Below are 19,647 nucleotides of genomic sequence, written 5' to 3'. Positions count from 1 at the left end.
CTATTTCTCTTCCTTGTTGGTTCCTGCCTGATCGCCATGGTCATGTCCGCCATGTCCATGTCCAAAAAAATGCATCAATGGACAGATCAACAGGATGAGGTAGGGCAAATACGGATAAACGTGGGTGAAATGTTCCCGCACCCCGTAAAAGGCACCGATCGCAATGAGCATGATCAGTACAACGCCTGTTTTGCGCCTCCAAAATGGTGGGGAGGTGCTTCCAGCCGGATGCTGATGCTTATCCATGATCTAGACCCCGTGTGTGAGCGTGTTGCTCTGATCTCTGCCTCAGAGCATAGCGAACTCTTGCGTCGACGCGGTTTTAGCGGTCGGTTCAGGCTTACTTCAAGTCAAATTGACCGACCATCCCCGACTGGTAATGACCTGGCACGTTGCAGGCAAATTGAAGTCCAGTTGTGTTGTTGAAGGTCCAGATCAACTCCTTGGTTGCCCCTGGCTCGATCAGCACGCTATTCGGGTCGTTGTGTTCCATTCCAACCATCTTCATGCCTCCCATGCTATGGCCCATGTTGCCCCACATTTTTCCAGTTCCGGTGGGTGTAAGCGTTCCATTCTGGAACATGCTCGCCATTTCTTTTTGGTGCGCCGCGTGAGCAGCGGCTTGGCCGATATTGAACTCGTGCAGCAACGCCCCTTTGTTGTGAAGTACAAAGCGAACCGTTTCACCGGGCTTTACGTCGATGCTTTTAGTTTTGAAGAAAATATCACCCATCTCTACATCAACCGTGCGAGTGACCTCTGAGGCGACTCCAGGCTGACCGATATCCTCTTTCCCATGACCTACGCTGGCCATCGCCGTAGCGCCGAGGAGTAGGGTGATTGCCGCAATAACTGGAGTAATGAGCTTAGTTTTCATGGTGACCTCGAGAGCCAGTGGAAAATACTAGCTATGCTAAAGGGATAGAGCTGAGCGTTAACTGACTTGAACACTACATTTCTGTCAGTTTTCCTGAGAAAACACGGCGCCCAGATGACGCCGTGTCTAGTGGGCGGTTCAGAGAGCCCCGTAGGAGTTATTCGGTTACTGATGGTTCTCAGAAAGCATCAGTTTGTGCTCGCGCTGCATTTGGTTCAAAACGTCATCAACCATGGCGTCGTGTTTTTCCATCCAGGCGAGATGTTCCTGAGGTGACATTGATGCTTTTGGATGATCTAGATGAAGCTGGCCCATGATCTCGCCCAGTATTTTCATATGCTCGGCCATGTGAACATGGCGCTGCCCTTCAGGAGCTTTTTCAGCTTGTACCAAGGTCGCTTCGGCTTTATCGCGCAGGCTTTCCATGCGCTCCATAATCCGATCTGCACCACCTTCAGCCAACGCAGATGCTGAGATGAGTATCGAACTAGCAAAGAATAGGACTTTTAAACGGTTCATGAGGAAGCTCCTTTTTGATTTGTTTTCCGGCTCCTCTAGCTTTCATGGTTAAGAGTCGGTCGAGCACCAGAAAGTACTCATGCTCGAACCCTAGACAGCACTCGCTGACATCTACCTGAAGCCAATATTACTTTTCTGTCAGTTGCTGGTTGGCAGAGGCATTTCATTGCAGACTCAGCCTCACAATTATTCGAGAGCCATCCCCATGAGACTTCTGGTTGCGGAAGACGAACCCAAAATAGGTATTTATTTGCAGCAAGGACTCACCGAGGCGGGGTTCAATGTTGATCGTTTTACCAATGGCAAAGACGCGCTTCAGCACGCCTTGAGCGAGGCGTATGACCTGCTGATTCTCGATGTGATGATGCCTGGGCTGGATGGCTGGGAAGTACTTCAGAAAGTGAGAGCATCCGGAAAAAATGTCCCTGTGCTTTTCCTCACGGCGCGAGACCGAGTTGAGGATCGGGTAAAAGGACTTGAGCTGGGGGCTGACGATTACCTGATCAAACCCTTCGCATTTTCTGAATTGCTGGCTCGCGTCAGAACGCTGCTGCGTAGAGGTACCACTGCCCCCTCCCAAACCCATATGAAATTGGCTGATTTGGAGGTGGACCTCCTCAAACGCAGGGTTATCCGCGCAGGCAAACGTATAGATCTAACGGCCAAAGAGTTTGCGTTGCTCGAATTGCTGCTCCGTCGTCGAGGTGAGGTTCTGCCCAAGTCGCTTATTGCTTCCCAGGTCTGGGACATGAACTTTGACAGCGATACTAACGTCATCGAGGTTGCTGTCAGGAGGCTCAGAGCAAAGATTGATGATGATTTTGAGGTCAAGCTTATCCACACCTCTCGAGGCATGGGGTACATGCTGGATGCGCCGGATTCGGGGACGGGGTCGGAATGAAGCGAATGTCCCTGACTACGCGCATGAGCCTGATGTTCATGCTAGCTGTAACGGCTGTGCTCACCGTCGCTGGACTCAGTTTTAACAACCTCAGCCGGCATCATTTCAAGATGCTGGATCAGCAGGCGCTGAACGAAAAGCTTCACTCGACGCAAAGAATTTTGACTGGGTTGAACAGCATTGATCAATTCAGTGATGTTAAGCCTGAGCTGGAGGCACTGCTTGGTGCTCATCGTGATTTGACAGCTCTTATCATCGATGGTGACGGTAAGCTCCTGTTTGCTGACCCAGGTCCGATCGTAGTTCCTGAAGACTTCCGAACGGTCACAAACAGCAATGTCTGGGAGTGGCGAGACCAGGAGCAGATATTTCGAGGCGTGACGGCGCAAGCCATAGTGACGGGGCAGGACAAGCCATTGACAGTGATGTTGATCTTTGATGTTACTCAACATATGGCCTTCTTCGAGACGCTTGAACGATGGTTTTGGATAGGACTGGTGATAAGCGCGCTGGTCAGTGCTGCACTGGGCTGGATGGTAGCGCGTAGTGGACTACGACCTATTCGCCTAGTCACTCAGGTAGCAGCTTCGATGTCAGCTAAATCGCTCAAAGAGCGTATTCCATTAGGTCCCGTTCCCCAAGAGCTCCAGCAGATGGTGCTCTCGTTCAACGCAATGTTATCTAGACTGGACGATGCGTTTGTTCGTTTATCGAACTTCTCTGCGGACATTGCTCACGAATTACGGACACCCGTTAGCAATTTGATGACTCACACTGAAGTGATTTTATCTAGAAAAAGAAATATTGAGGACTACGAGGACAATCTGTACTCAAATCTTGATGACTTGAAACGTATGGGACGTATGATTGATGACATGCTTTTTCTAGCGAAATCAGATAACGGTCTAATTACACATGAAAACAAACCGATTGACCTGGTAGCAGTAGTAGAGAAATTACTCGAGTACTACCGTTTGCTGGCTGATGAGCGAGGGATCGACCTGAAGGTCACAGGCAGGGGTAGCGTCCGAGGTGACGTACTCATGCTCGACAGGGCCATCTCTAATCTGCTCTCAAATGCGCTCCGGTACACCCCCGAAGGAAAGTGTATTACTGTCGATATTCGGCAGAAAGGAACTTCAATATCAGTCTCTGTGGAGAACCCGGGAGAGCCCATTGCGTCCGAGCATCTTGAAAAGCTGTTTGATCGATTTTATCGCGTGGACCCAGCTCGCAGAGAAGGAAGTCCAAGTAATGCAGGGCTAGGTTTATCGATTACTCGATCTATCATTGAAGCGCATGACGGAAAAATATGGTGTACGTCGTTAAACGGAATAACAGCCTTTCATATTGAACTCCCATGTGCTGATGCAAGAAAGGTCTAAGACACCTTGTTCATATGTATGCAGGCAACATGTGGTTAGCTCAATAGGATCGTTTTTGGATGAGAGAAAACTCTTGGAGCGTTCCAAAGAAAGTCGCGTATTTGGCGCCGTATCCGGGCAGATCAGTGCCAAAAACCCGCCCCAAGCTGACTGAAATGTAATCGAACAGTTTGCGTTCATGTGGCATCGTGTACTCGCACTGTGACGTTGGAAATCTTGTGATTCCTCCCTGTCCAGCCGGCCCTAGAACACGGAATTTGCTAGGTATTCGTCAGTGGTTTTAACGAGCGTCAAAAAGTAAAAAACTAGATATTCCCTAAAAACCTAGAACCAACAGCTTTTGCTGTCAGGAGTCTTGCATGTCATTCCTTAAAACTACCACCGTAGCTGTTGCGCTGACTGCGGGTTTGCTTCTGAGTGCAGTTGCTCAGGCGCATCCAAAGCTGGTTTCTTCTACTCCCGCTGAAGGATCGGATGCGGCGGCTCCGTCTAAAATCGAACTGCACTTTTCTGAGAATCTAACGACTCAGTTCTCTGGTGCAAAGCTGATTATGACCGATATGCCTGGTATGCCGAATTCACCTATGGGCGTAAAAGCTAACGTGGCAGGTGGCGGTGATCCGAAGACGATGGTTATTACACCCGCATCGCCATTGACCACGGGTACTTACAAAGTCGAATGGCGTGCCGTTTCCTCGGACACTCACCCGATTACCGGCAACTTTTCTTTCAAAGTGAAATGATTCATGAGCGACTCATTAAATATCGTTGTTCGCTTTGCTCTTTATTTCGACCTGATGCTGTTATTTGGACTGGCAATTTTTGGTCTTTATAGCCTCAGGGGAAAAGAAAGAATATCGGGAACAGTTTTGAATTTTGAGTCGCTTCTTTACAGTACTTCTGCTGTAGGTGTAGCTCTGTCCCTTGCCGCCATGTTGTTACTTGCGAAAGCAATGAGTGGCGTGTCGGGTTTCATGGAGCTACATCACCATATCTTTCAAATGGTTCTCATGGGGACTGACGTCGGTTTGACCTGGATGGTCCGAATAGGGGCGTTGGTGACGGCCATTATTGGCGTTTCCCTGAACAAGCGCTTTCCAACACTGAGTCTTTGGATTGTCACTGTCTGTGGCGCGATTGCGCTAGCGACGCTGGCATGGACAGGGCACGGAGCAATGGACGAGGGGAGCCGTCGCTACTGGCACTTTATTAGCGATATCTTCCATCTTTTGGCCGCAGGCGGTTGGTTGGGTGCGCTAGCGGCATTTGCCCTGCTGCTGCGTTTGAAATCACTGAAAGGTGAGCGAGAAGCACGAATTCTTGCTCGGGTACTGACAGGGTTTGAATCGGCCGGCGCGGTGATTGTAGTGATCATCAGCATTACGGGAGTGGCGAACTACCTATTTATCGTTGGGCCAAATCTCGATGAGGTGATGCTCAGCACTTATGGCGAGTTGCTATTTTTGAAGGTCCTGCTCTTTGCCGGGATGATCGTATTAGCGACGCTCAACCGTTTTCACCTAAGCCCGCTCTTGGAACGTTCTGTTCGAAATGGAGACTATGCTGTCGCGGTCAATGCCTTGCGCCGTAGCATGAAGCTCGAATTTTCAATGGCAGTCATCATTATTTGTCTAGTCGCATGGTTAGGTACTTTAAGCCCGGTCATGGAAATGAGCGCGGCATAGCGGTTGGTGATGGCCGACTAAGGAGTCTCAAGGGTGAATTGTAAGGGCCATTTGCACCGTCTACACTCCAGCTCATGAAACGCTACCTGCGGTTTTGCCTAATTTTCCTGATTAGCTTGGCGCTTCCCCTCAGCGGGATGGCGGGTGTTCAGACATCGATTGAACCATGCCCGATGAAAACCATGGGCATGGCGATGATGGATGGTATGGGGCAAGACTGCTGCCACGACATGAAAAGTCCCACCGAGCATGGCAAACCTTGTAAGCCCGGTCAGGAATGCAAAACTGGCGGCATGTTGCAAGTATCGATCATCAAGCCTCCTATCACCCTGTCCAGTCCTCTCATTCTATCATTCTCCAGCCATTTCCCGCTCGTACAAACCTCTTCAGGGGTATGGCGACCCCCACGTACTTGATTCCTGTACCACACTGAGCCTCATTCCGCGTTAGCGGGATGGCATATCTGCGCGCATGTCTTATGAAGCGCGCGGTGGATCATCACAGGAATCGTGAACATGAACTCCAAGTGCTGTTGCACAGGTTGGTCCTTCCTGGCCGGCCTGGCGGCAAGCGTACTTGCATTGCCGAGCTTCGCTAGCGCATTGACATTCGATGAAGCGCTGCGTCTGGCCGAAAACAATGCACCATCGTTGACCGCACAAGACGCCAAAATTCAAGCAGCCACTAGCGCGGCCATTCCCGCCGGCGAACTACCCGATCCCAAGCTACTGCTGGGCGTGCAGAACTACCCCATTGGTGGACCCGACAGATGGAGCATCGACCAGGACTTCATGACCATGCAAGTGGTCGGGATTAGGCAGGAGATGCCCAACAGCGACAAGCGCAAAGCACGTATCGAGGTCGCGGATGCGGCTGTTGATCGAGCGTCAGCCGAGCGTCGAGTGGCGCGTCTGAACGTCCGACAGTCCACGGCATTAGCCTGGATCAGAAGCTACTCGGTTGAGCGTAAAGATGCGTTGTTCCAGGACTTCTACAAAGAAAACCGTCTTCTGACCGATACCGTCAGAGCTCAGATTGCGGGTGGCCGAGCCCAACCCGCCGATGCGGTGACACCTAAACAGGAAGCTGCTCAACTGGCTGAGCAGCAGGATGATTTAGTTCGTCAACGTGCACAGGCCCGGGCCGCCCTCAAGCGCTGGATTGGCCCTGCCGCCGATGACAAACCGGTAGGCGGTTTGCCTGATTGGCCTATTGAGACCTCAGGTTACTCCCATAAGCTGCAACATCACCCCGAATTAGCGGCTTTTGTGCCGATGACCCGTGAAGCACAAGCCAAGATCCGTGAAGCTGAGGCGGAAAAGCAGTCTGACTGGAGCTGGGAATTCGATTATCAGCACCGAGGCCAACAATTCGGTGACATGGTCAGCGTGCAGTTTTCATGGGATCTCCCGCTGTTCCCTAACTCTCGGCAAAACCCCAAGATTGCGGCCAAGCACGCCGAACTAAACCAGCTTGAGGCTGAGCGCGAAGCCCTGTCACGCGAGCATACCCAGCAACTGGAGGATGAGTTGGCTGACTACGAGCGCCTCAATCGTGCAGTCAGCCGTAATCAGGAAAGCTTGTTGCCGTTGGCTAAAGAAAAGGTCGAACTCACGATGGCCAGCTACCGCTCCGGCAAGGGTGATTTGAACTCGGTTGTTGCCGCCCGACGCGAACTCATCGAAGCCCGTCTCAAGCAGGTTGACGTTGAAGAGCAACGTGCCCTGACCAGCGCTCGCCTGTATTTCTCTTACGGGGAGTCCGCTCAATGATTTTTAAATTATGGAAAGGGACTTTAATCATCGGCATCTCGATTGCCTTGGGTGTTGCCGGGGGTTACTGGTTAGCCCAACCGCGAATGAGCGGAGTAGCTGGTGTCGTACCGGATCATGAACCCAAAGCCTCTGCCGATCGAAAAGTTCTGTATTGGTATGATCCCATGTACCCACAACAGAAATTCGATAAACCGGGTAAGTCACCCTTCATGGACATGCAGATGATCCCTCAATACGCAGATACCAAGGGGGACAGCGCTGCCATTCGAATTGATCCAAGCCTGACTCAGAACCTTGGTGTGCGACTGGCTAGTGTCAGTCGAGGCGTATTTGCCTCGACACTGAACGTGGTAGGTGTGCTGGCCTTCAACGAACGGGACGTTGCAGTCATTCAGGCCCGTACAGCGGGTTTTGTCGAGCGTGTGTATGCCCACGCACCTGGTGATGTGCTGAAAGCGAATGCCGCCTTGGCAGATATCTTGGTGCCGGAGTGGGCAGCTGCTCAGGAGGAATTTCTCGCCCTCAAGCGTAGTGGCGATGCTGGCTTGCTGACAGCGGCCCGGCAGCGACTGCGGCTAACCGGAATGCCACTTACGTTAATTGCTCAAGTTGAGCGCACTGGCAAAGTTCAATCGAACCTGACGCTGACCAGCCCTATTGGTGGTGTGCTTCAAGAGCTGAGTGTGCGTGAAGGTATGACGGTGGCCGCAGGCGAGACGTTGGCTCGTGTTAATGGTTTGAGCAGTGTCTGGCTGGCCGTGGCTGTACCAGAGGCGGAAGCTGGGTCAATCGTAGTAGGGCAAGCAGCTGAAGCGCGTTTATCCGCATTCCCTGGAGTTGTGCTCAAGGGCGTCGTCAGTGCGATTCTTCCGGAAACCAGTTCGGACAGTCGCACACTTCGCGTTCGAGTTGAGTTACCCAATCCAGATGGCCGACTCAGACCAGGTTTGACCGCACAGGTAAGCCTCAATCGTTCAACGGAGCAAAGTGTTCTGTGGGTGCCGAGCGAGGCCGTCATTCGTACCGGTCGACGTGCGTTGGTCATGCTCTCTGAAGACGCTGGTCGATATCGCCCGGTGGAGGTGCAGCTAGGCCAGGATAACGATGGCAAGACGGCGATATTGAAAGGCTTGGAAGAGGGGCAGAAAGTGGTGACCTCTGGCCAGTTCCTGCTCGACTCGGAGGCCAGTCTCAAGGGCGTTGTCGCAAGCTCATTGGACGTTTCGCCATCTACTATGCCCGTTGGCGCTTTGCATGAGGCCGATGGTCAGATCGTTGAGATCAACGACAAAGAAGTCACGCTCGCCCACGGTCCCTTCAAGACATTGGGTATGCCAGGCATGACGATGACTTTCCCTCTCGCCACTCCTGCTCTGATGAAGGGCCTAAAAACGGGCGACAAGGTTCGGATCGCTGTTAGCCAGACGGACGATGGTCTGCGTGTTGAACGTCTGGAACGCTCTGGGGGCCAGCCATGATTGCGGCCCTTATTCGCTGGTCGGTGGCCAACCGCTTTCTTGTGTTGCTGGCGACGCTGTTCGTCACGGCATGGGGGATCTGGGCGGTTCAAAGTACGCCCATCGATGCATTGCCAGACCTGTCGGATGTTCAGGTAATTATCCGTACACCTTACCCAGGCCAAGCCCCACAGATCGTCGAAAACCAGGTGACCTATCCACTGGCAACCACCATGCTCTCGGTACCTGGGGCCAAGACTGTGCGCGGTTACTCCTTCTTTGGCGACAGCTTCGTTTATGTGCTGTTCGAAGACGGAACTGACTTGTACTGGGCCCGCTCGCGGGTGTTGGAATACCTGAGCCAGATACAAAGCCGCCTACCAGCCAGTGCTAAGCCAGCCTTAGGACCTGATGCCACTGGCGTTGGCTGGATTTTCCAGTACGCGTTGGTTGATCGCAGCGGTGGGCACGATCTGGCGCAACTGCGAGCCCTACAGGACTGGTTTCTCAAATTCGAGCTCAAGACGCTGCCGAACGTTGCGGAAGTTGCCACCGTAGGTGGCATGGTCAAACAGTATCAGGTCCAGCTCGATCCGCTAAAGTTGGCGAACTTGGGTATCACGCAGTCTGAGGTGACCGAGGCGATCGGCAAAGCCAATCAGGAAACCGGTGGAGCCGTGCTGGAAATGGCGGAGACAGAGTTCATCGTACGAGCTTCCGGCTACCTAAAGACGCTCAATGACTTTCGCGCCATCCCGCTCAAACTGGGCGCGGGCAGTGTGCCGGTCACGTTGGGCGATGTTGCCACGATTCAGTTAGGGCCTGAGATGCGTCGAGGCATTACCGAACTCGACGGTGAAGGTGAGACCGTCGGCGGCGTGGTGATTCTGCGCAGCGGGAAGAATGCTCGTGAAACCATTGCGGCGGTCAAAACCAAACTCGACGAGCTGAAAAGCAGTCTGCCGGCGGGGGTTGAAATCGTCACCACCTACGACCGCAGCAAGTTGATTGATCGTGCCGTGGAAAACCTCAGCCACAAGCTGATCGAAGAGTTCATCGTCGTCGCGTTGGTCTGCGGAATCTTTCTCTGGCACCTGCGTTCATCTCTGGTGGCAATCATTTCCCTGCCGGTTGGGGTGCTGATCGCCTTCATCGTGATGCGCTATCAGGGTATCAACGCCAACATCATGTCCCTTGGCGGGATTGCCATCGCCATCGGCGCTATGGTCGACGCTGCCGTGGTGATGATTGAAAATGCCCACAAGAAGGTCGAGGCTTGGCACGTGGCCAATCCTGGGGAGGAACTGAAAGGTGAACGTCATTGGCACGTGATGACTGAAGCGGCTGCCGAGGTAGGACCTGCATTGTTCTTCTGTCTGCTGATCATCACCCTGTCGTTCATTCCGGTGTTCACGCTGGAGGCTCAGGAAGGACGTCTATTCGGTCCATTGGCGTTCACCAAAACCTACGCTATGGCCGCAGCGGCTGGACTGTCGGTAACTCTCGTACCGGTGTTGATGGGGTATTGGATTCGTGGACGAATTCCCAATGAGCAGCAGAATCCGCTAAATCGCTGGTTGATCCGGATCTACGAACCCGCTCTGGACGCCGTATTACATCGACCTAAAATAACGCTGCTGGTTGCGTTGCTAGTCTTTGTCAGCGCGTTGTGGCCGATCTCTCGTCTGGGTGGTGAGTTTCTTCCCCCGCTGGACGAAGGGGACCTGCTCTATATGCCATCAGCTCTGCCTGGATTATCGGCGCAGAAGGCCGCGCAACTGCTTCAACAGACTGACCGTCTGATAAAGACAGTTCCAGAGGTCGAACACGTTTTCGGCAAAGCCGGCCGCGCTGAAACCGCGACTGACCCAGCACCTTTGGAAATGTTCGAAACCACCATCCAATTCAAACCACACGAACAGTGGCGCCCAGGCATGACCCAGGAAAAGCTCGTTGAGGAGCTAGACCAAGCGGTGCGTGTCCCAGGATTGACCAACATCTGGATACCGCCGATTCGTAACCGCATCGACATGCTGGCCACTGGCATAAAAAGCCCTATTGGTGTGAAGGTTGCCGGTACCAACCTGACGGAGATCGATGCCGTCACCCAAGCCATCGAACGTGTTGCCAAGGATGTCTCAGGTGTGAGTTCAGCGTTGGCCGAACGACTGACCGGTGGCCGCTATATTGATGTGGATATCGATCGTAAAGCTGCGGCCCGCTATGGGTTAAATATTGCCGATGTGCAATCGATCGTGGCCGGCGCAATCGGCGGTGAAAACGTCGGGGAGACGATTGAAGGGTTGGCTCGTTTCCCAATTAACGTACGTTACCCTCGTGAGTGGCGGGATTCACTCGGCGCTCTGGAGCAGTTACCTATCTATACCCCTCTAGGCAGCCAGATCACTCTTGGCACCGTTGCGAAGATCAAGGTCAGCGATGGTCCGCCGATGCTTAAGAGTGAGAACGCCCGACCTTCAGGCTGGGTGTATATCGACGTGCGGGGACGGGATATTGCTTCGGTAGTCGCCGATCTACGACGGGTCGTCAGCGAGCAGGTTAAGTTGCAGCCTGGTATGAGCCTGAGCTACGCAGGACAGTTCGAATTTCTCGAAAGGGCCAACGCACGACTCAAGCTGGTGGTGCCTGCCACGCTGTTGATCATCTTCGTGCTGCTTTATTTAACCTTTGCTCGCTTCGATGAGGCCTTGCTGATCATGGCCACTCTGCCATTCGCACTGACTGGTGGGGTATGGTTTCTCTATCTATTGGGATTCAACCTGTCGGTCGCCACTGGTGTCGGCTTTATCGCTTTGGCCGGTGTTTCTGCCGAATTTGGCGTAATTATGCTGCTTTATCTGAAGAACGCCTGGGCTGAGCGTGAAGACCTCGGCGATAGGACCGAGCACGGGCTGATGGCCGCGATTCGTGAAGGCGCTGTCCAGCGCGTTCGGCCCAAAGCCATGACTGTGGCTGTCATCATTGCTGGCTTGTTACCCATTTTGCTGGGCAGCGGGACCGGCAGCGAGGTGATGAGCCGAATTGCGGCACCCATGGTTGGAGGCATGATTACCGCGCCCTTGCTGTCGCTGTTTGTCATTCCGGCAGCCTATCGACTGATGCGTCGCCGGCACCTCTCAGTTGAGCCCATCAATCCTCAAGAAAAAGTCGTATGAAACTGACCCTGATTGCAGTTGCAAACACCGTATTTGCGCTGTCTCTTTCGGCCCACGCGTAGGACATGCCGGGCATGAAAATGTATGAATGGAATGCAAGCTCATTTAATGACAATGGCTAAGTGATTTAACGTTCGACTTTTGCAGAGCGTCGCAGCTCTTTTTTTGAGCCAGCCAATCACGAGCTGATAATAACAATACCCCGTCAGCTGGTCCCTCAAGCTTTACGGAGCTGCCAGTCGTGTTGTCTTTAATTATCACAGTAGGAGTTGCCGTAATGCCCGCTTTGAGGGCCTCCTCGACCTGTTGGCCAACATGCCGGGCGATCACTTTGTCGGTAGCTGCACAGGACAATAAGTCCTGGTAAGTAACATCAACGACGTTCAGATGCCCATTGAAACCCTCACCGTTGCTACGGGTCCGGTCAAAAATCTGGTCAATGGCTTGCCAGAAGGCAGGTGCGCCACCAAGCGCCCCCGCACATTCAGCGAGCTTGGCTTCGTGTAATGCGGTCGGACCGTGCACATCCAGTGGCAGATGATGCCACTGCAGGTTTACATCCTTCTGCTGCTGTATCCAGGTTTTCAACGCAGGTGTGTACGTCTTGCAGTAGGGGCACTCCAGATCCGCGAACTCAGTCACAGTCCAGCGTGCTTTGGAAGGACCAAACAACCACGGGCCTGTGTTGTGCGGGGATGGTATCTCACTTCGAGTGAGGGCTAAGCAGGCCATCGATGTGCCTGCCAAAACGCACCCCAGCATCAACCAATATTTGCGAAGGCCTATCATGCCCGAGCCTCTGCTGGCTTCGATGAAAGCAGCGCTTGTTTACGAAGGGCCTCAAGAAGAGCGTTCTCAGCATTCTCGGGTTGTGGGTGCTGTAGCAGCCAATTGGCTAACACCGCGTGAAGTTGGGACTCGATGTCACGACGATCCACCGCACGAACCAAAACCTGTTGCAGTTGCTCTATCAAAACGGGGGCACACACCTCAAGGGTTTGAAGGGCGTCTTCACCCGGTTGTTCAAGCAGCTGGGTCAGACTTTCTATAAGGTTCTGGGTCAGGGAATTCAATGCTCTCATGCTTGGCGCTCCAAGGCCGTGACTTGCTCGGGGAAAGTAATGATGTGAGGTTCGATACCGCGATAGCGGTCAAGCGTTGCAGCAACTTCAATGGCCGCATCCAGCTCGCTGCAGCCTTTGGCTTGCATGATGTCGAAGCGTTGCTTTTTCTCTTCCGGCTCGGTCATGGCCAGGGCCAGATACAAACTCGGTGGTACCGCCCGGAATAACATTTCCATGCTTTTGGACAACACGACGCCCTCGGTGAATTTGCCGCTTTCTTTACGCGCTGACAGCATCATCGACTTCTGTGCAGGAGTCAGTTCACGAAACCGCGCGATCTTCTCCACCTCATCAGGCGGCATGTTTAAGCACATCCACCACTCGATCATGTTGAGCAGGGCTGAGGCCTCTGGCGGCACGTCGTCAACGTTCTGGGTGGCCATCCAGAACCAGGCGCCGAGCTTTCGCCACATTTTGGTAATCTTGACGGAGTAGGGGGATAGGAGTGGGACCTTCAACTGGATGTGGCCTTCGTCGGTGAAGCAGATCAGCGGACGGCCTTTAAACTGGTCACGCTCGGCAATGTTGTTGACCGTGTTGAGCAGGGAAATATAAGCGATGGCCATCTGTGCGCTATAGCCTTCTCGCGCATAGGTGGCAAGGTCGACAATGGTAATGTCCGCTTCTGGCCATGGGGTGCCAGGACGGTTGAACATGTCGCCTTCGGTGCCCATACAGAACATGGACAAGGCTTCCGCCATCTCCAAGAATCGTGAGCTTCGGGCGTCTGGAATACCGGGCTCGAGTCCCATTTCTCGCAGCGCTTCACGGATATCTTCCGGCAGAACGATACGTTGCTCCGTCACGCATTTTTTCGCTGCATTCAGTATGCATTGGCGGATGGCGCTACGGTCGGCACGAGTAAGACGGGCATCCTCTTTTTCTTCACCACCGGTGATCATCAGCCTGGCCGCAATTTCCATCTCGCCCAGGATGTCGCGTTGTTCATCCTCGGTCTGGCTAGTCAGATGTTCGTCCGACGCCTCAAGATCATCAGCTTGGATAATCTTCACGTTTTGGCTGGGTTCGATGAGCTTCACGGCATCAGCGAATGGCGCGAGGCTGACACCCGATCCAGGTGCAAGTCGAACCCGGTTTACCGTCAAACCCAACTTTTTGGCGAAATCACCGAGTAAGCCGAAGCTGTTGCCAGCCTCCACAATGAATAGACGTGGCCGATAGATGGCGATGATTTGGCTAAGGATGTTTGTCGCGCTGGCCGATTTACCTGAACCCGTAGGCCCGAAAATGAACAAATGCGCGTTCATCTGCCGGTCCAGCTTGTTCAGCGGGTCGAAGGTTATCGGCGCTCCCCCACGGTTAAACAGGGTAATACCCGGGTGCCCGGTTCCGGTCGACCTACCCCAGACGGGGGCCAGGTTCGCAATGTGTTGGGCGAACATCAGTTGTGCGTACCACTCCAGTGCTTTGCGCGCATTGGGGTCGAAGTTGCCGGGTAGCCATCTAAGGTAGGAGTTCAGCGGTGCCACTTCATCCCGAGGTTCCACCGGCTCCATGCCCGCACCCAGCAATGCGCTGCTGAGTTGCAAACTGCGTTCGTGCAGCTGGGCATCATCTTTACCCCGCAGGTAAAACGCTACGCTACCTCTGTACAGCTTGTGCTTGCGCCCGAGCAACTGACGGGCGGTGGCGACGTCTTCGCGTGTCAGGATCGAGGCCTGAGTGTCTCCAACTGCCTTGCGTGAAAGCTGTTCCAGATGCCCTTCGAGAATGTCCTGCGGGGTGATCACGAGAGTGATACAGAGAATGGTGTCCTCTGGCATTTTGTCGAACAGTGCGTTGAGCGCATCACCGCCCTTTCGGGTTTCACCGGTTAAGTGCCCGGTCTTGGGAGCATCCCTCAAGCGGTCAAGCATCACCACCTGATGGGGAAGGCCGTCGAAATACCACAGACCTTTCTCTATATCTGACAGTGGTTCGCGATAAAACAGGTTTTGCGAGAAGTCAGTGCCGCTGGCGAGCGGCAGCTCGCCCTCTGCAGCACCAGGTGCTTGCTTGCACACCAATTCGTAGAAGCGGCGAATATCTGCATCGGCAGGGCCAAGATGATCGGGACGTGGATTGAACCAATGAATCAGCCAATGGCGAATGGCGTGGCCATCCATGCGATGGGTTTTAATGCCGGCGTTCGCCAAGCCGCCCACCAAGCGATCGCAGATGATTTTCAGGTAAGGACCTGGTGCCTGGCCTCGCACATCCGCTTGCGCGCCTTGGGTACGGCGGTAGACAACAACACGGACGCGGCGCTGTTGGCCCCTCCAGGGCAGTTGGCTGACCTTGGTGTCTTCAAACAGCCCGCCTGGTTTGGAGATGGATTCCAGGTGTTGCTTCATCAGCTTCAAATAAAGCTCGGTGAATGCACTGCCTTGTGCGCGTGGTTGAACGTAGTCATGCAGTTGCTGAAGGTAATCGTCCCAGCTGGTTTCGTCCTGGGCATAGAGCTGAACCACCCAGGGTGAGGTTTCAAGCTCGTCGAAGGAGTCCTGGAGGGCGTTTTCCAGGGCGTCGCGGGCCTTGCGTAACCATTCGGGATCCCGACCTTCAGTACCAATCGGTGTCAGCTCAAAAAAGGCAGCACGAGACACGCCGTCTTCCAATAGCATGGCTTTTTCTGCAGGCAGGTAATCTACCCACGGCAGTAGGTCTACGAAGGAGGGGTTGACGTGGTATAGACGGTCAGCATCAGCGGTTGTGGCTGGCTTTTTCTTTGGGTTACGCCAATCGCTCGGCGAGGGAATACCCATGGCAGCAAGGCGTTCGTAGTAACGCTCTGTAGCAGCCTCAAACGTCTCGGTTGCTGGTCCCTGCACATCGTCAGATAACGGCGAACCTGGTGTTACGCCAGGTTCCACACGCTCTGTCGCCCGTCGCGTTTTGAATCGTTCAAAAAAACCCATCAATATGCCTCCGTGCGTTCGCCAGGCATGGCGTATTGCACCCGCTGATACAGCGGAAACACCGTGGTGTAGCCTGGGATCGGTGCCGGGTCTGAACCCGCTAAATGAGGAAAGACGTACATCACCAGGTCGGGATTGGGTAGGCGTTTAAATTGGCTGTAGATCTCGTTTTGTGCGGTACGTGTGAACATGGTGTTGTCTGTTTCCCTCGTCTCCAGAGGCCGACGAAGATCTTGGCGTGCATCGAGCAATTGGCGGCTGCTCGAGCTGCTTGAGCCGCTGGAGCCTTGATCCCAAACGTCCATCATTGTGCGGTCCCCATGGGGGAGCAATTCGTCTTTGTTGGTGGAACAGGCCGAGGCGAGTAGGGCGATGGCCAGGTATGCACCTAGTTTTAAGCCATGATTAGTCAAGCGCAGTCGAAACATGACGGGCTCCTGAGCGATAGTTGACCTTGCGGCCATTGAGTTCGTAATCGATGGTCAGTTGCTGGTCCAGGTGCACAGCTATCTTTGCCCCGGGTTGTACATACACCGCTGCGAAGGCTTGCCCGTAGAGTTTGTTGACCCAGCTGGAGACGTCATTGACGCCCTGGCCAATAATTTTGCCCATGGCTTCACTGCCCGAGCCGCCGACAGAACCGATGGTCCCGGACTGAGGGTTTATAAAAGAGCCGCTGTTTCCATCTGACTTGATGAGGGAGGCAGCACCTGCGCCGGCGGCGGTAATCAGTACCTGCGAGCCAATGTATTGCGAGGCGTTGCTTTTGCGGTCGCCACTGATACAAGGAATGCCATAGGCATCGCTTATCCAGCCCAGGCCACCCTGAATGGTGGTTTGGTTGCCATTGTTCTGATTGTTACTATTTTGACTGCTATTCGTTTCTTCCTGAGGTTGTGGCAGCGTGCGCACAGTGCCGTCATTGAAGACGAACGTCAGGCTTTTGATCTGACCGCGTACGCAAGACAGGGTCCAATCGCCGGAAGCCGTTCCGCTGGCCACCGCGCCGGCGACGTCGGGCAAGTCGATGCCGTTGGCCGTGAGATTGTCCGGCCCGATCAATACCTTGAACGGGTAGGGGTCGTTGACAGTGCCGTCAATGGGCACCCGGCCGATCAGCGCGGACATGGCCACCGAACCCATCAATGTCGAGTTCTGCGGCAAGGTGTAGACCTTGCGCACCTGTTTGCGGGCCTCCTGTGGCGAGATTTCATTCGCAACACTTTGAGCGCCCGTGCGCAGTGCATTTTGTCCTCGGTCCACGGACTCGCCAAAAGAGGTCGGGAAGTTGAAGCCGCTTGCCGTTTGATTTGTCCCTGCAGCGATGGGCTTGCCGTTGACATCGACCGGCGTTGCGTCCTGCGGCTCTATCCAAACAACGTCCGCGCCAGGTCCGCCTTTGAAGCCTTGACCGTCACCTGGCTGAACGCCGAAGCCGATCGGCAAATCAGATCCAGACTCATTGCCACTGCCCGATTTGCTGCTCAGGGTATTGTACTGCTGCTGCAGTGTGTCCAAGAGGGTTTGGCTCTGTTGTTGCGCCTCCTGCTTCATCGTTTGCTGAACGTTCTGCAGTTTGTTATCGACGTTGAGGTCGATGTTCTGCAGGCGTTTTTGCAGCTCGATGTTCTGTTGCTTTAGTTCGTCATTGTTCTTCAAAGCATTGGAGACTTGGTCCTTGAGTTGTCTGCTTTCCACGACAATGGTGCGCAATGTGTCGCTGGGTGTATCTCCGTCAACCCCAAGCTTTTTAGCCTCCTTCGTACTAAGTACAACCGTTTCCGGCGCATGAACCTGTTGGTCGGCACTTTCGCGATTGAATAATTTGACCACTACGTATATCGCCAGGATCGCGAACGGTATGACCAGGTATTTAACAAGTGGATTACTCTTCACGACGGCCTCCCTTCGGATCGATCTGGCTGATGGCGGCCGGCAATAACGATTCGGCTAGACCATGACCACGGGTCACCAAGTAGACCGTCGAGGTGTCGCTGGAATCACCTTTGGCGCCAAGGTAGGGATGCTGAAAAGTCGCGGTGACAAAGTCACCCATCAGGTCACGCGGATCCAATGTGAGGTTTTGGGCGCTTGTGTTACGTAGCTTCACCGCCGTGACCCAATACTCGTCTAACCGCCACGACCCCAACGCAGAGGCTTCGACCGGCAATATCGGCATTAGGGTGGTGAGGTCCAAACCGCGCTTCAGATTGATCTGAGCAATCCCCTCCACGGGCTCAACGGTGCGTAGGGGCGCGTAAAGCATCTGTGCGGCATAGCGCGTCATGACCACCGGAAGAGGGGTCTCACGACGCGGTTTCGGCGCGTCCTCATCCTCCTCGGCTTGAGCGCTGGCTTGGGCCGTGGAAGAAGTTGAATGGTTGCTTGTAGGTTTGGCGTTGACTTGGCCGTAACGCGGGGCGGGACTGTCCCCGGCTACAATTTTAGCCGGCTCGGATGCGACCTGATTTGGTTTCCCTACCGTTGCGATGATATCCACGAGCATGATCTCACCGGAGTTCATGTTCTGCAGCTGTAAGCGAGTCGGTTCAATCGGCTCTTTCGCCAACAGGTAGAGGGCACCACCGGTGCTCTGCACGCGCAGTTTGTCGACGAGGTTACGAGGCAGACCCACCCGTACGTTTTGGTCCACAAAGACAATACGCTCCTGACCCACGATCAAGGGCAGTGCTATAGGGATACGATCCCAGCGCAGGATTTCGACGGCGTTGGCCAACCCGCAGAAGTGAAGGGCTACGAGCCCGATGATCAGTAGGCGGCGTGTCATCATTTGCCTCCTGCTCTGGTCGTTTCTGCGGAGACTTCGATGCGTTGTGGATTACTGCTATAACAGTCCCAGGCCAAGCCGAATGGGTTTTTTTCGGGATCGACGTCGAATCGGATAATTCTTAACGGATAGCGAGCAAATGCCCGCTTTACGCGCTCCCCGCCGTAGTGCTCGTCAGCGGTGATGTCCAGGTTGACGGTCCAGTCATTGATGCTGTGCTGTTCAATATGTTGCTCAGACTTATCGTCGATGCCTCTGCCTGGAATTTCAAATACACCCCGCTCACGTTTGCGCAGTTCCCCGCTATTGCGGCGTAGCTCGAAATCTTTCTGCAAGTAGGCTTTGCAGCTGGGAGTCAGGTAGCTTTCCAAGCGGGTAATGTTGTCCTCGTAGTCGGTTTCACCGTCAACGGGCCAACGGTTCATCTGCTGAAAAATGTACAGACCGAAGGCGTATACCGACTCCGGTGGAATATCCCACCACTTACGGGTGCTACCTGAACGTAGATCTGGAGGTACATGAACAGTTAGGTCACGCGGTGCGCTCTGCCAGCCATAAGCCATGTACAGACCCAGGGCAATGAGAAAACCAATGACCATGCGCAGGCTGTTAATGTGGGCCAGTTGGGCGTCTACTTTTTTACGGTAAGTCATTGAACCTCCGTTCGATGACAGGTCCACGCACCTGTACGAGTAATCAGCAGGGCTTTATTCCAGGTAGGAAAGAACCGCGCGATGTTCAATTGCATCTGGCGGTATAGCCATGTATCAGGTCGGCCGCGTTTCCACCGACGCAAGAAACGACTGGCAAGAAACAGCCCTAGGACAGCACAGAGCATGGCGGCGCCGATGATAAGTGCCCAAATCTGGGTCAATATCGCGGCCGGAATACCGATAACCAGCCCTGCGCCGGTGCTCAACGCCAAGGTGGCCCACATTTCGTCAGCGGTAAGGCCGCCCATGATGACTGGCTGATTGTTCAATCGCACAGGGAGGAAAATCAGGGTCCCATCGTCTGAGAGTTCTGTCATGGCCACGGCTCT

19 protein-coding genes are annotated in these 19,647 nt (G+C 54.0%); 8 read left to right on the top strand and 11 right to left on the bottom strand.

What is annotated here, in order from left to right:
- The 3 genes from CRN80_RS04230 to CRN80_RS04220 form a co-directional block, all read right to left on the bottom strand.
- Positions 1-246, bottom strand: a complete 246-nt coding sequence (locus tag CRN80_RS04230; RefSeq protein ID WP_032899631.1) for a DUF2933 domain-containing protein — start codon at positions 244-246, stop codon at positions 1-3.
- 94 nt (positions 247-340) lie between these two features.
- Entirely contained in the window at positions 341-877 is a 537-nt protein-coding gene (locus CRN80_RS04225) for a plastocyanin/azurin family copper-binding protein (protein ID WP_008437431.1), read from the bottom strand.
- Positions 878-1,042: 165 nt separating this feature from the next.
- On the bottom strand, positions 1,043-1,396 hold the full coding sequence (locus tag CRN80_RS04220; RefSeq protein ID WP_008437430.1) for a co-regulatory protein PtrA N-terminal domain-containing protein: 354 nt from the start codon (positions 1,394-1,396) through the stop codon (positions 1,043-1,045).
- A gap of 205 nt (positions 1,397-1,601) precedes the next feature.
- On the opposite strand from CRN80_RS04220, the gene CRN80_RS04215 reads away from it, so the two are divergent.
- The 8 genes from CRN80_RS04215 (at position 1,602) to CRN80_RS04180 (ending at position 11,775) form a co-directional block, all read left to right on the top strand.
- Positions 1,602-2,297 (top strand): heavy metal response regulator transcription factor, encoded by a 696-nt coding sequence (locus CRN80_RS04215; RefSeq protein WP_008437429.1) that lies wholly within the window; start codon positions 1,602-1,604, stop codon positions 2,295-2,297.
- Positions 2,294-3,682, top strand: a complete 1,389-nt coding sequence (gene copS / locus CRN80_RS04210; protein ID WP_008437425.1) for a copper resistance membrane spanning protein CopS — start codon at positions 2,294-2,296, stop codon at positions 3,680-3,682. The genes CRN80_RS04215 and copS overlap by 4 nt, the downstream gene beginning before the upstream one ends.
- A 359-nt stretch (positions 3,683-4,041) precedes the next feature.
- The gene (gene copC, locus CRN80_RS04205; RefSeq protein WP_008437424.1) at positions 4,042-4,425 is read left to right on the top strand and encodes a copper homeostasis periplasmic binding protein CopC; all 384 of its coding nucleotides are present in this window, start codon (positions 4,042-4,044) and stop codon (positions 4,423-4,425) included.
- A 3-nt stretch (positions 4,426-4,428) separates the two neighbouring features.
- A complete protein-coding gene (copD, locus tag CRN80_RS04200) occupies positions 4,429-5,367 on the top strand; it encodes a copper homeostasis membrane protein CopD (protein WP_008437423.1) in 939 nt (312 codons plus the stop codon).
- Positions 5,368-5,441: 74 nt separating this feature from the next.
- Entirely contained in the window at positions 5,442-5,783 is a 342-nt protein-coding gene (locus CRN80_RS31475) for a hypothetical protein (protein ID WP_073844967.1), read from the top strand.
- Between the two features lie 99 nt (positions 5,784-5,882).
- Positions 5,883-7,139, top strand: coding sequence for a TolC family protein (locus CRN80_RS04190; RefSeq protein ID WP_008437421.1), 1,257 nt, complete (start codon positions 5,883-5,885; stop codon positions 7,137-7,139).
- Positions 7,136-8,620, top strand: a complete 1,485-nt coding sequence (locus CRN80_RS04185) for an efflux RND transporter periplasmic adaptor subunit (protein WP_008437420.1) — start codon at positions 7,136-7,138, stop codon at positions 8,618-8,620. The genes CRN80_RS04190 and CRN80_RS04185 overlap by 4 nt, the downstream gene beginning before the upstream one ends.
- A complete protein-coding gene (locus tag CRN80_RS04180; RefSeq protein WP_008437418.1) occupies positions 8,617-11,775 on the top strand; it encodes an efflux RND transporter permease subunit in 3,159 nt (1,052 codons plus the stop codon). The genes CRN80_RS04185 and CRN80_RS04180 overlap by 4 nt, the downstream gene beginning before the upstream one ends.
- A 105-nt stretch (positions 11,776-11,880) precedes the next feature.
- Here the strand turns inward: CRN80_RS04180 and CRN80_RS04175 are convergent, their stop codons facing one another.
- Genes CRN80_RS04175 through CRN80_RS04140 form a run of 8 tightly spaced genes read right to left on the bottom strand, consistent with a single transcriptional unit; the run spans position 11,881 to position 19,635 of the window.
- Positions 11,881-12,564, bottom strand: a complete 684-nt coding sequence (locus CRN80_RS04175; RefSeq protein WP_008437415.1) for a DsbA family protein — start codon at positions 12,562-12,564, stop codon at positions 11,881-11,883.
- A complete protein-coding gene (locus tag CRN80_RS04170; RefSeq protein ID WP_008437414.1) occupies positions 12,561-12,857 on the bottom strand; it encodes a hypothetical protein in 297 nt (98 codons plus the stop codon). The genes CRN80_RS04175 and CRN80_RS04170 overlap by 4 nt, the downstream gene beginning before the upstream one ends.
- Positions 12,854-15,817: a conjugative transfer ATPase gene (locus CRN80_RS04165; RefSeq protein ID WP_024073351.1), complete on the bottom strand. Its 2,964-nt coding sequence runs from the start codon at positions 15,815-15,817 to the stop codon at positions 12,854-12,856. Before CRN80_RS04165 ends, CRN80_RS04170 begins: the two co-directional genes overlap by 4 nt.
- On the bottom strand, positions 15,817-16,245 hold the full coding sequence (locus CRN80_RS04160; RefSeq protein WP_008437412.1) for a TIGR03751 family conjugal transfer lipoprotein: 429 nt from the start codon (positions 16,243-16,245) through the stop codon (positions 15,817-15,819). Before CRN80_RS04160 ends, CRN80_RS04165 begins: the two co-directional genes overlap by 1 nt.
- The gene (locus CRN80_RS04155) at positions 16,223-17,713 is read right to left on the bottom strand and encodes a TIGR03752 family integrating conjugative element protein (protein WP_024073352.1); all 1,491 of its coding nucleotides are present in this window, start codon (positions 17,711-17,713) and stop codon (positions 16,223-16,225) included. Before CRN80_RS04155 ends, CRN80_RS04160 begins: the two co-directional genes overlap by 23 nt.
- Positions 17,703-18,605, bottom strand: coding sequence for a TIGR03749 family integrating conjugative element protein (locus CRN80_RS04150; protein WP_008437410.1), 903 nt, complete (start codon positions 18,603-18,605; stop codon positions 17,703-17,705). Before CRN80_RS04150 ends, CRN80_RS04155 begins: the two co-directional genes overlap by 11 nt.
- Positions 18,605-19,258 carry a PFL_4703 family integrating conjugative element protein gene (locus tag CRN80_RS04145; RefSeq protein WP_020302977.1) on the bottom strand — a complete coding sequence of 218 codons (654 nt, stop codon included), beginning with the start codon at positions 19,256-19,258 and terminating at the stop codon, positions 18,605-18,607. The genes CRN80_RS04150 and CRN80_RS04145 overlap by 1 nt, the downstream gene beginning before the upstream one ends.
- Positions 19,255-19,635, bottom strand: coding sequence for a TIGR03750 family conjugal transfer protein (locus CRN80_RS04140; RefSeq protein WP_008437403.1), 381 nt, complete (start codon positions 19,633-19,635; stop codon positions 19,255-19,257). The genes CRN80_RS04145 and CRN80_RS04140 overlap by 4 nt, the downstream gene beginning before the upstream one ends.
- Positions 19,636-19,647: the final 12 nt, after the last annotated feature.

This window comes from Pseudomonas sp. FDAARGOS_380, assembly GCF_002591235.1.
Classification (GTDB): domain Bacteria; phylum Pseudomonadota; class Gammaproteobacteria; order Pseudomonadales; family Pseudomonadaceae; genus Aquipseudomonas; species Aquipseudomonas salmasensis.
Note: the sequence above shows the minus strand (reverse complement) of the source record. Positions and strands in the feature narration are given on the sequence as shown.